This is a genomic window from Paenibacillus sp. 01T422 (assembly GCF_056398785.1).
The window spans coordinates 1-12,368 of the sequence record NZ_JBFTQB010000071.1; the positions used below are offsets into that span (position 1 = coordinate 1).

At 47.0% G+C, this 12,368-nt stretch carries 12 protein-coding genes; 2 read left to right on the forward strand and 10 right to left on the reverse strand.

Annotated elements, in window-relative coordinates; all coding sequences use genetic code 11:
* Positions 1–175: 175 nt before the first annotated feature.
* From AC1DUA_RS06030 to AC1DUA_RS06050, 5 genes are all read right to left on the reverse strand, one after another.
* Positions 176–1,084 (reverse strand): Gfo/Idh/MocA family protein, encoded by a 909-nt coding sequence (locus tag AC1DUA_RS06030; protein WP_477498861.1) that lies wholly within the window; start codon positions 1,082–1,084, stop codon positions 176–178.
* A 37-nt stretch (positions 1,085–1,121) separates the two neighbouring features.
* Positions 1,122–2,357, reverse strand: a complete 1,236-nt coding sequence (locus AC1DUA_RS06035) for an N-acetylglucosamine-6-phosphate deacetylase (protein ID WP_477498862.1) — start codon at positions 2,355–2,357, stop codon at positions 1,122–1,124.
* 53 nt (positions 2,358–2,410) lie between these two features.
* Positions 2,411–3,439, reverse strand: coding sequence for a Gfo/Idh/MocA family protein (locus AC1DUA_RS06040; protein ID WP_477498863.1), 1,029 nt, complete (start codon positions 3,437–3,439; stop codon positions 2,411–2,413).
* A 29-nt stretch (positions 3,440–3,468) separates the two neighbouring features.
* The gene (locus AC1DUA_RS06045) at positions 3,469–4,440 is read right to left on the reverse strand and encodes a Gfo/Idh/MocA family protein (protein ID WP_477498864.1); all 972 of its coding nucleotides are present in this window, start codon (positions 4,438–4,440) and stop codon (positions 3,469–3,471) included.
* A 277-nt stretch (positions 4,441–4,717) separates the two neighbouring features.
* The gene (locus AC1DUA_RS06050) at positions 4,718–6,007 is read right to left on the reverse strand and encodes a hypothetical protein (RefSeq protein ID WP_477498865.1); all 1,290 of its coding nucleotides are present in this window, start codon (positions 6,005–6,007) and stop codon (positions 4,718–4,720) included.
* A 133-nt stretch (positions 6,008–6,140) separates the two neighbouring features.
* Between AC1DUA_RS06050 and AC1DUA_RS06055 the strand changes: the two genes are divergently transcribed.
* On the forward strand, positions 6,141–6,941 hold the full coding sequence (locus tag AC1DUA_RS06055; protein ID WP_477498866.1) for an AraC family transcriptional regulator: 801 nt from the start codon (positions 6,141–6,143) through the stop codon (positions 6,939–6,941).
* 33 nt (positions 6,942–6,974) lie between these two features.
* Here AC1DUA_RS06055 and AC1DUA_RS06060 read toward each other — a convergent pair whose 3' ends face one another.
* Complete coding sequence (locus tag AC1DUA_RS06060; RefSeq protein ID WP_477498867.1) at positions 6,975–8,189, reverse strand: PASTA domain-containing protein; 1,215 nt, start codon at positions 8,187–8,189, stop codon at positions 6,975–6,977.
* Positions 8,190–8,383: 194 nt separating this feature from the next.
* On the opposite strand from AC1DUA_RS06060, the gene AC1DUA_RS06065 reads away from it, so the two are divergent.
* Positions 8,384–8,803 (forward strand): organic hydroperoxide resistance protein, encoded by a 420-nt coding sequence (locus AC1DUA_RS06065; protein WP_477498868.1) that lies wholly within the window; start codon positions 8,384–8,386, stop codon positions 8,801–8,803.
* A 131-nt stretch (positions 8,804–8,934) separates the two neighbouring features.
* Here the strand turns inward: AC1DUA_RS06065 and AC1DUA_RS06070 are convergent, their stop codons facing one another.
* The 4 genes from AC1DUA_RS06070 to AC1DUA_RS06085 form a co-directional block, all read right to left on the reverse strand.
* On the reverse strand, positions 8,935–10,098 hold the full coding sequence (locus tag AC1DUA_RS06070; protein ID WP_477498869.1) for a serine hydrolase domain-containing protein: 1,164 nt from the start codon (positions 10,096–10,098) through the stop codon (positions 8,935–8,937).
* 70 nt (positions 10,099–10,168) lie between these two features.
* Positions 10,169–10,549, reverse strand: coding sequence for a MerR family transcriptional regulator (locus AC1DUA_RS06075; protein WP_477498870.1), 381 nt, complete (start codon positions 10,547–10,549; stop codon positions 10,169–10,171).
* Positions 10,550–10,581: 32 nt separating this feature from the next.
* The gene (locus AC1DUA_RS06080) at positions 10,582–11,562 is read right to left on the reverse strand and encodes an aldo/keto reductase (RefSeq protein ID WP_477498871.1); all 981 of its coding nucleotides are present in this window, start codon (positions 11,560–11,562) and stop codon (positions 10,582–10,584) included.
* A 163-nt stretch (positions 11,563–11,725) separates the two neighbouring features.
* Positions 11,726–12,268: a GNAT family N-acetyltransferase gene (locus AC1DUA_RS06085; protein ID WP_477498872.1), complete on the reverse strand. Its 543-nt coding sequence runs from the start codon at positions 12,266–12,268 to the stop codon at positions 11,726–11,728.
* Between the last annotated feature and the right edge of the window lie 100 nt (positions 12,269–12,368).

Here is a 12,368-nt window from a genome sequence, read left to right on the forward strand (position 1 = left end):
CATTTATTCCGTCCACCATTCGAATTTCCACATATTTCAAGCCTTCAGCTTGTATCCAATCCAGCGCTTCTATGAAATCATTGCTTACTTCATCGCTAATGACGCCAAGTCGGTCCTCTATCATAAGTTATACACTCCTTCAAATATGTAGATTGTATGATTTGCGGAAAATAGTTTAGAGCTTTACCGTTTTTCCAGTTGCCCGGCTCTCGTTAGCAGCTTCCAGGAAGCGAATGATTTCAACCGTTTCTTGAGGAGCAATAGATGGCGTTCCCGATTGAAACATGGCCACAGCCGCCTCGACTAGACCAGCATATTTCGGTTTCGGATGCTTGTCGCCATCTACGAATTCCGTTCCATTCGCACGGTGTATGACGGCCCCGAACGATTTATTTCCCTGCCTGTTGCCCCGAATAGTCCCCATTCGACCATCCTGCCAAACACCAACGACCAGCTCATGCAGCTCGCTCGTGCTTGCTGTTACCTGCACGCAGCCTTCGCCTAAAATGCGATACAACATTTCTGCAGCGTGAATACCGTACCAGAACAGGCCGGGCTGCGTTGGCTGCAGTTCTGCCGGTCCGTAGCAATCAGCACCAATGATATCATCTGTTCCCTCTGAAAGCGCATCAACCAGCCCTTGCTCATAACGCAGCGATGATGCACTCATCAACGGCACGTTATAGTCAGCCGCCAGTCGTATCATTTCCTTCGCATCCATAGTTGAAATGGCAAACGGTTTATCGATGAACACCGGTTTGTTAAACGTAACAATTCTACGGAACTGCTCCRAATGAACACGTCCGTCCACAGAAGTTAGCAAAATCGCATCTGAACGTTCCGCTACCTCCTCGGGAGAATCAAGCAACTGCACACCGTACTCGTCCCTAATCGCACTTGTGAACCGCTCCAGTCTCGAATAGCTCATTTCAAAATCAGGTGATCCGCCGGGAAAAGCATACATGACCTTCCCCCCGGGAACATGAAACTCATTATCTTGCTCGTTTAGCAGCTTAGTGAAAGCCGTGCAGTGTGAGGTGTCAAGTCCGATCATCCCGATTATCAACGATTTGGGGGTAGTCATTATAGTCAGCCCTTTCTGTACTTCCTTTCTGTACTTCTCAGCTATTATTGTGCTTGTGATACGAGCCTACGAGCCTTCCCTCTTTAAAAGTGCTCAAAATATGCAACGAACGATCGTCCATACACTCAAATAACACGATATCCGCCGGGGCATTTTGTTGAAGTCCATTAGCTGTCGGCAGGCCCATTAGCTCTGACGGCTTGATCGATGCCATATCCCATGCATCAGCCAAGCTGCTTAAGCCTTTCTTCACTAGATGCTGAATGCCCCACAGCAGCATTTGTGCGGATCCAGCCAGCAAGTTAGGATTTTCAGCAAGATGCAGCTTACCACTTGGAGCCAGCACAACCTCACCACCAATGTGCGTCTTGTAGCGTCCTGGTTCAAGTCCGCTTAAATAGACAGCATCACTGACGAGAATTGTTTTGTCACCTTTTACCTTCATGAATACTTTAAGCACCGATTCAGGTAAATGAAACCCATCAGCGATCATACACGCCCAGAGCTCATCTGCCGCTAACTGCTCCCAAATATAATTCGGATGCCTTGGCAGCATCAGGTGAGCTGCGTTGCCTAGATGCGTGGACACCCTAGCCCCAGCGCTTATCGCTGAACGGATCTGTTCGGGCGAAGCATTGGTATGCCCAATAGATACCGTAACGCCGCTATCTGTACAGCGTCGGATAAAACCACCAGCTTCCGGCCATTCCGGAGACATCGTCACCAAGGCAATACGGCCTTCCGCAGCTTCCTGCCAACGCTGGAATAACTCCCAATTCGGAGCTGTAATGTATGCTTTACCATGGGCTCCCCGCGGTCCATCCTCCGACGAAATGAACGGCCCCTCCAGGTGAATTCCACGGATGCAGCTGTCAGAAAGAGGATCCTTGCGACAAGCTTCCGATATGGCGCCAAGTATCTGGCTAATCTTATTCTCACTGTTCGTGATTACCGTTGGATAATAGGTGGTGACACCCTTTTTCCAAAGATCACGCGTCAGTTCCATTATCGTTTCCTTCGCCAACGGAGCTTGATTGACATCCTTTCCTGCGAAACCGTTGATTTGCAGATCGACCAGACCGGGTCCGATCCATGGCAGCTGCTCCTGAAGCTCGGCGGCGTCTATTAACTGAATATCCGCAATACAGCCGCTCGCTATGGTAACTTCTATCGGCACTCCTGTACGGTAATGTCTACCCGCAAGACTAGTCTTGCCTTCAACTTGTTCGTTGCTTTTGATATTCATCCCTCTGCCCCAGGTGTCTTGTATCATCTAGCAAACAACTCCTCCTCTACGTATTCCTATGTCATGTCATCAGCAGAGGGCTATTTCATAATAATCTCTTTCCCGATGCGCGCCGATTCGTAAATAGCAAGAATCAAATCCACTGCTTTCCTTCCTTCTTCTCCCGAAACCATCGGATCCCTATCTTCACGGATTGCTTGGATTAAATCATCCACCAATAAAAAATGCCCGTCATTGGCGATATGCGAAGGATCATTCTTAGCGCTTACTCTTGGTTCTACCTTAGGCGCTTCTTCCTCACTATCTGCAAATTTCCACTGCTTGAACCCTGTATCATCAAATATGATCGTGCCTTTCTCCCCGTGAAGCTCGAAGCGTGTCTCTTGCCCCGGATACACGGAAGTAGTTCCCTGAATCACGCCGAATGCGCCGCTTTTATACTTCACAACGGCAACTGCCGTATCTTCCACTTCTATTTCACGTACCAGCGCGGACGAATAAGCGAAGACGGACTGGACATCTCCCATCAGCCACTGAATCAAGTCGATGCCATGCACACCTTGGTTCATCAGGGCGCCGCCGCCATCGATAGCCCAAGTGCCGCGCCAGCCGGCACTTTTGTAATACTGTGGGCTGCGATAGCTTTTCTGGTAAGCATCGCCAAGCACCAGCTTACCCAGCTTGCCAGCCTCAATGGCTTTTTTCGCAACAATAGAAGCCTCAGTCACACGGCGTTGGAATACGCAGCCGAGTTTCACATTTGCCTTGCGGCAAGCCTCTATCATTAGCGTCATATTATCCGCAGTGATATCAAGCGGCTTTTCACATAACACATGTTTGCCTGCCTGTGCTGCGGCAATAACAACTTCTGCGTGATAGCCACTTGGTACGGCTACCGTAACAGCATCGATATCATCACGTTTCAGCAGCTGCTGATAGTCCTGATACACATGTGGAATCGAAAAATCTGAAGCTATTTTGCCAGCCTTTTCTATCTCAACATCTGCGATGCCAACCAGTTCCGCTTGAGAATTACCTACGATAGCCTTCGCATGAGATGGAGCAATAACACCGGCTCCTATGACAGCAAATCTCATTTTTTCACTCATATCTATATTCCTCCTCGCTTCTTCGTTATTTACTTCACTACTTGTTCGCTTCCTGTCTCACTTGAAGCATATACACTCTCGATGACAGAAACGACAGTTCGGGAATACGCACCAGAGCAATCCAGCATGGCATCGTTTGTAATCGCATCCATAAAATCGATTAATTGCTTAACCAAGGGTTTCTCAGCTGGCTTCAGTCGTACTGGCTCGTAAGTTCCGTTACGGCTTATCGACAAGCCTTTACCAGTCTCTAGCTTGAGCATTCCCTTTGTACAAATAAATTCCGTTTCATTACGGGAAACTCCTGGATATCCGGATTGCATAATCATCGCTGGAACTCCTGAGGACGTTTCCAAAAAAAGAACTCCGCTGCCTTCAACATCACCCCGTTCTTCATGGAAGCTTACGGACGCTTTCACCTTGGTAACCCTGCTTTGTGTTATCCATTGAATTTTGTCAATAGAATGCGCTCCCAGATTCGTCATGATGCCTCCTCCTGCCTTCCTCTTCTCGAAGAACCACCCGGGTCGATCTGCTCTATAATAGTTTACGTGCCGTATATCATTAATCATAACTAGCTTTCCTAGCTCGCCACTCTCAATAATCCGTCTAGCCTCAATATTCTCTGGAAAATAGTGTTGGGTATGACCAACCATCAGCTTGACCTCATAACGCTCAGCAGCAGCAATAATCTCATCGCATTCCGCTGTATTCAGGGCCATCGGCTTTTCAAGTAAAATATGAGAGCCATGTTCGGCACAGCGAATAGACACTTCCTTGTGCAAAAAATGTGGCAGCGCAACCACTGCAATATCTGGTTTTTCTGTTTGCAGCATTTCTTGGTACTCTGTATATGCCCGAATGCCAAATGTCTTAGCTGTCTCCAAGGCAAGAGATTCATTAATTTCAGCAACTGCAACTAGCTCCAATCCATCAATCTCCCTTGCTGCCTCTAAATGTTTGACACCTATAGCCCCTGCGCCCATTACTGCCAGCTTCATACCCGCTATCCCTCCCACTTGCACTGTCTGTTCATGCAGCTAACGTTAATCCTTATATTAGTAGCAATGCTAATGAAAATAAACCCGCAGTAATACGAATTTTGCACATAATTACGAATAATTCGAATATTAGTGAATCATCTGGAAAAACGACTACTTTGGAGAAACAACTCTACCCATGGCAGGTTTCACTCCCAAGGAATATCAAAGATAAAGGCTGCCGATTTAATCCGTAAGGGTAACCCTTTCCGAAGTCTATCAGCAGCCTGTTCTTTCTTTAATAATTGCCCGCAAAGCGGCTTGGCGGCGGCACATTCCCTTCTTTATCGAAGCTGTCCATATACACAGCTCGTTTCGCCACAGTAGCTTCCGCAGCATCCAATGCTTTCACATTGTCTCCTTGAAACAGTTCATCAATAATCCATTTCTGGCCGAATCCCGCATGAACCACCTCATCAGCCCAGTCGAAATCCTGGAACGTCGTCATCAATGGGTCTTTGGCGATATCCCGACAGAATTCCCATTCCTCCCTTTTTCCCGGAGGGTATTTCATCGCTGCTTTCTCAATGGCAATTGTTAAATGTGTATAGGCTTCATCGTCATTAAACAATTGACTTGTCATATCATACCAGCCGGTCCAATTCGGGATGGCATGAACATCATAGCCTTTGCTCCGCAGCGCCGCTTCTCCGAACCAGCAGTGCCGGACCTCATCCCATAAATGCCTCGCGGTATCGTGGTAGAAGGACCACGGCTTCCCTTCCGTAGAGAAGTGTACATAAGCGACGCCTTCGGCTGGCGACATCTCGAAGTAGCGGGCCAGCATCATTTGAAGAAAACGTCCTTCATCATTGTCTTCGAATGTCATTCCTTTCATTTTGACAACAGACGTGCTGAACCGATTGTCTCTGGTGCTCGTGAATGGAAGCTGAAACGCTTCCGTGCTTACAAACAAACTCGGATCCACCGATACCTTATCCTCGCATCCATCAATCCCCCCAGCTGCTTGCAGCAACGCTTGAATATACTGCTTCCAGCGCTCTGCACTCACTTTCTCCTCCCTGCTAGCGGATTCCATAAAGTGAGCAATCGCCTGCTCGCCCCAAACCATCTGCCCTTGGCGATCCATGAGCTGGTGCTGTAATAGATGTATCGTCGGTTCATCAACGAGCGGCTGAGCTTCAGATAGATACCTATTCACGGCCTCGATCATCGCTGGTTTCAACACCTCAAATAAGGCGACCAACAAGTTCAGCGTATTGGACGATTCCAGAATTTTAAGCATCAGCAAATCTAACGCATCATCTGGGCACTTCTCAAAAGCTCGCGCACCCATCCGAAGCTGTTTGCAGCGATTGCGGAACTGGTTATAGAATTCAGCATCCTGCCATGTGAACCGAGCTAACGCTCCCTTGACCTCATATTCAGGCCGTGCTGTCATGTGGCCCGCTTCAAGCCTCATACAACGCCGATCAACGTACGCAATGCGCTGAAGACGCTTAGCCGATGCCTCGACAGACAAACCAATTCGATCCCAATGTTCGATCCCCATAAAAGGATGCAGCATATCAAAACATCTCCTTCAAATATTTGTACTATTTCTATCTTGAATAACTTCATATTACTGATTATTCGGTGTAAAATGAATTCACTACTCGACGAAATGTTTGTACTTTTCTACACAAAGGAGATACTTGAACGTGGAATTTAGTTCACAACTAGGCTTAAATGGCAACTTCGGCAAAGTCACCTGCGAGCGGACATGGAAATGGGATACACGGCAGCAGCCACTCGAAGACTTCGATCTCTGGTATGCTTGGAACGGAACAGGCACGATGCTTCGAAACAAGGTGACCTATCCGATTGGTGGAGGAACATGTTTCGTATTCAGTCCGGGAGACACAACGGCAGCAAGTCATGATCCGCAGCAGCCATTAACGGTCACCTACATTCACTTTTCTTTGGCTGACTATAAGCCATTACTGCCGTCAATGCCATCCGGTAATCACACTGTGAAGGATCGATTCGTTTTCGAGACCTATCTGAATCGTTATGTGGAAACGATGTTGGAGAACACGAAAGATTCCGCTGTAGAGGGAAAGCTCTTGTTGACCTTAATGTTGATGCAGTTAAAACGTGAAGAAGATCAGCCGAGCTTACGTCCAGCCGATCATTTAACCTCACTCATTCGAATGTTAGCTCACCGTATTCGTCAGACACCAGGCGTACCACATTCGCTTGAATCATTGGCGGAGAATGCCAACTTATCTCCGCGCTACTTTTCTCTGAAGTTCAAAGAAATTATGGGGATATCCCTCGAAAAATATATCATTCAGATCCGCATTGAGCGGGCCGAACAATTACTGCGTTATAACGGGATGAATGCCTCTGAGGTCGCAGAAGCACTGGGATATAAAGATTTGTCTTTTTTCAGCAGACAGTTCAAAAAAGTAAGAGGAAAAAACCCTTCCGAAATTAGGAAAGAAGGGTTGCGGAAATAAATGTATGCAGTCTCAGAGCAGACTCAGCTCGCTTTACGGCCCTTTGCTCACCCAAAATGTAATCCGATCACYACTAGGAATAGCCGTCCCGGAAGCAATGTCTTGTTTGAAAACAGTTCCTTCATCAGCTCCATTCGACTCCAAGTAGAACTGGTAGCGAAGACCTGCTTCCAGTGCCATCCTCTCTGCGTCTTCCCTCGTATGAGCAGTCAAATCAGGGACGAGGACCAGCTTGTCTTGTACCGCGCCATCACCAGTCGGCTTTGCGGCATCTGTAGGCTTAGCCGTCGGTGCGGCAGTTGGGGCAGGTACTGAAGATGCAGAAGCGGGAGTTTTCGTCGACTCTATCCTACCAGTCGATGCCGCTGCGGTATCTGGCGTCGAAATCGCTTGCTGTATGGCATCGTTCGTATATTCCGAGTGCGGACGCAATGACAGAAAGAGGAGTACAACAAGCACACCGAATCCAGCAGTCGCGATCATTGGCCATTTGTAAGCAGCCTTTTTCCCCCTAGTTTTAGGAGGATCTACATATGCTTCTAGAAGAGGCTCTCTCCTCTCGCCAACAATTCCAAGAAGAGCTTCAAGCTCCCGTTGAAAATCCTCTAGCGTGCACAAGCCTTCATACGCCTTGCAGGCTAACCCTACAGCACGTTCCCTAGTTCCTTCTACCAAATCTGCAAACAACAAACTCATCTCAAATGAGTAAGCACTCATGGAGGAAGTTGGAACATCCGTTTTTGCACCCAGTTGATAGAGAAGCAGTGCCAGACCCGGAACACCACGTCTTCCGTTATTCCCTTTCGCCCAACTATTCATGATTAGCAGCTGTCCATTCTCTTCGATCCAGAGATTATCCGCATCAACAGAACATTCGAACAGCTGATTCCTTTGTGTTTCTCGAATGGCCTTAGACAACTCATGTACATAGGCGAGTGCTTGGTGCCCTGTCATCTCCAGATTGTTCAGCTTATCGGACAATAGATATCCCGATTCCGCCTGAAGTGCGGCAAATAACGTTCCCTCTTCCGAACCGACGTCCATAATCGGCATGACGTTCTCGTTGGAGATCTGAGACGCTTTTTTCATCCATCGTAAAGTTTCCTCATTCGCTGATTCATCACTCTCTGGAACGGTATAGATAAGAACATCTCGTCTGGAGATTAAATCCTTCCCTCTAACGATCAGCCCATTCGTCATTTGCTTAAGTGGTTGAACGATCATATATCGATTTGCGATGGTACCCATGGACGTTCCCCCTTATATGTATAGTCTATTCGCCAACGATCTACTTTTTAAGTCATAATTGGCCGTAATTCCCATATCTACAAGGCACCCAAGCAGGGGGTTTAAAATAAAGAAAATTTTCTCATAATATCCACTTTTTTCGGGAAATGTATAGTTGAATGAAATCAAAAATGGAAATTAAGGAGCAAAATATCATGCAAAGCCTATACACAGCTACCGTAACAGCAGTTGGAGGAAGAAGCGGGAAAGTGGTTTCTTCCGATCAAGTCATCTCGCTCGACCTCAAAACACCTACAGGTCTCGGGGGGCCTGGTGGTCATGGCACGAATCCGGAGCAACTTTTTGCAGCTGGATATTCCGCTTGTTTCGATAGCGCATTGAATCTGGCGATTCGCCAAAAAGGCATCAAAGTAGAGGGCACGCAAGTAACTGCCCATATAACTATTAACAAAACGGACGACGGCGGTTTTCAATTATCCGCAGAACTCGATGTAACAGTTGACGGGGTTTCCGAGGAAGTGGCCAGAGAGCTTGCTGAAGCTGCACATCAAATATGCCCTTACTCCAAAGCAACTAGGAGCAATATTGATGTGAAGATCAACATTGTTGAATAAGTGTGCATTTCCAGCGAAATAGTTGACTGTAGTTCACTGAAAATCCTAAACACAAGAACCCACAGCAAGGGCTGTGGGTTCTTGTGTTTATTCTTTATTCATTCCACATAAATTCCTCATCTATATCTTCGTCACTCCATTGCGCCATAAACAACAGCGCGCAACCGCGGATGAATAAAAGGCTCACGACTCGGCAGCAATTGCTGCATGTATACGATAGAAAGCTCCTCTTTGGGATCGATTAATAGATACGATCCAGCCATACCCGCCCAACCGAATTCACCGATCGAACCGTTAATTCCACCAGCCGCAGGATCAAGCATGACGCGAACACCTAGGCCATAGCCATAACCGCTCATTTGAGTCCAGTCGAAATCACGGAGCTGCTGAGCATTCAAATGATTCGTTGCCATCAATTGAACTGTTTTTGAGCTAAGGATACGCGTCCCGTTCAATTCTCCGCCATTCGCTAGAACTTGGGCGAACTTGCTGTAGTCCCCAATCGTCGAAAGCAGCCCTGCTCCGCCGCTTTCCAGCTGACAATCAGGCTGATAACAGGAATCCAATCTATTGTTAGGCGTCATTGTGCCATCAGCAGCACAATCATACATCGTGCACAGGCGATCACGCTGGTCTTCTCTAATACGGAAGGAGGTGTCTTTCATACCGAGAGGCTCGAAAATTTCCTTCTCCAGAAATTCACCAAACTTTTGGCCTGATAACACTTCTATTAATGCGGCAAGAACATCATGGCTCATCCCGTATTTCCAGCGTGTCCCAGGCTCGAAGGCGAGCGGCACGGACGCAATAGCCTTGACAGCCGTTCGAGTATCCATAGTCTCGGCTGCTTTTTCCATTTTTGCGCGAGTCTGGCGTTCGGTTTCATTTCCATCTCCGCCATATGTAATCCCCGAGGTCATCATAAACAGATCTTTGATTCGGATCGGGGCTCCCGCTGGGACTAGTGTCTTCACACCGAAATCGTTATACTTGTACACCTGCGGGTTTTGAAACTCCGGCAAATAATCGCCTAGTGGGTCATTAAGTAGATAGAGACCCTTTTCATAAAGCATGAGCGCTGCAACACAGGTAACTACTTTCGTCATGGAATAAATCCGGTAGAGTGTGTTTGAATTGATCTCTTGCTTTTGTTCCAAATCAGCATATCCCAGGGATTCCTGGTAGATCACTTCTCCCCGGTGCACTACCGTACAAGCGCAACCAACGRGCCCTTTTTCCATAAAGCTCTTCAGCAGCGGAGTCAACCGCTCGCCTAATCGATCGTTTCTACCCACAGTCACAGCCCCTCTCGGAAACGTTTTCAACTCCTATTATAACGGAATAATAGCGCGTTGTCGCATGTGGTTATTTATTCAGGTTTTTTTTTTCTCTTGCTGCAATGGTCTGTTCATATCTGTTAATTTTATCATCTAATCGTTCCAACACATTCTTCATATCTTCCATTCTTGTTCGGAGCTGCTTACGCTGCTCAACTAAGAGCTCTTTTCTAGCCCCTTTGGTCTCATCCCCCTGTTGAAACAACCCCACATACTCGATCAATACTTCAACAGGAAGACCTACGCCCCGCATGCATTTAATAAATTCAACCCATCTGCAATCTTCTTCCGTATAATCCCTGATTCCGCTTTTATTCCGGTTCACTCTTGGAATAAGTCCGATTCGTTCATAATAGCGTAGTGTGTCTTGTGACAGGTCAAATTTCTCGCTTGCTTCGGCTATTAGCATGTTAAATCACCCGTTCTCTGCCGGTATTTTTATCAAACAGCACCTATGACCCGATGTGGAACATACGGCTCTTCCAGTGAAGCAATTTCTTCACGTGATAGCGAAATCGTAAGGGCAGCGACAGCGTCTTCGAGATTAGACATTTTCGTTGCACCAATAATAGGTGCAGTAACAGGTTCTTTTTGCAACAACCAAGCAAGAGCGATTTGGGCACGAGGGACACCATGATGCTCAGCGATGGCTGCAACACGCTCAACTATTAGTTGATCCGTATTTGCCGTCGCATCATATTTCGTTTTCTGAACTTGATCCGTTTCGGAACGATGTGTGGATTCCGACCAATCACGTGTTAATCTTCCAGAAGCAAGCGGGCTGTATGGAATCACACCGATTTTTTCTTCCTTACAAAGCGGCAGCATCTCCCTCTCCTCTTCACGGTAAATGAGGTTCAAATGATTCTGCATCGACACAAACCGGGTCCATCCATTTTTATCAGCTGTATGTAAGGCTTTGAGGAATTGCCAGGCGTACATGGCAGAAGCGCCAATGTATCGTGCTTTCCCAGCCTTAACCACATCATGCAAGGCTTCCATCGTTTCTTCAATCGGTGTATGGTAATCCCAGCGATGGATTTGATATAGATCTACATAATCTGTTCCCAATCGCTTAAGACTTTTATCTATCTCACTCATGATTGCCTTTCGGGAAAGGCCAGCACCATTCGGACCTTGATGCATACGGAAATGAACCTTTGTCGCAAGAACAATTTCATCGCGATTGGCATAATCCTTCAGAGCTCGTCCAACGATCTCCTCGCTGGTTCCGTCTGAATATACGTTCGCCGTATCGAAAAAATTGATACCAAGCTCCAGTGCTTTTTTGATAATTGGACGACTGCGCTCTTCATCAAGCACCCAGGGGTGAACCCATCGCTCTGCAACACCAAAGCTCATACATCCCAGACAAAGACGTGATACATCCAATCCTGTATGCCCAAGTTTCACATATTCCATTTGATTGTTCCTCACTTTCAATTTTAATTACGCTTCCTACAAAACTAGTTTACTCCTTGGAGTTAACTCCAAGTCAAGCCCTCTAATTTATCCGCACAAATGCTCTGTAGAGGATTACCAAAAAAAGACCAACAGCTAGAAGCTGAAGGTCATCTTACATGAACTAGATATCCCGAGACGGATTGATAATAGCTAGAACCTGATGGTCCTCCCATACGCCGTTGATCTTCACATTGCTGCGAGAGATGCCTTCTTTGTGGAAACCGGCCTTCTCTAACACGCGGATAGAACCTGGATTTTTCGGGGAAGCTTCGCCGACGATCCGGTGAAGTCTCAATTCCTCGAAGGCATAACGCACTACCTGTTTCACTGCTTCCGTCATATAGCCCTTGCCATTAGCTGCCTGGTCCAGATTGTAGCCAATCATGCAGCTCTGGAGCGGTCCACGCACGACATAGGTCAGCCCAATGGTGCCGACAATTCGTTCATCTTCCGTTTGSCAAACGACGAAGGAATATTTGCGATCCTCCATTCGATCGACCCTGCTCTTATTCAGCCATTGGAGCTGATGCTCCTCCGTGTAATAATCATCTGAACTGCTTGGAGAAAATTTCTCGAAAAACGCCCTGTTTTGCTTGTTCATTGCAATGATTTGGGCAATATCCGCTTCTTCAGGGAATCGAACATATACTTGTGGCTGAGACATCTGCACCATCCTCACTACGATTTCTTTCGAGCAGTTACAATCGGTTGGTAATACCCTGTTTCTGATGGCATAAGCCATTCAATGTCCGAGAAACCTGCTT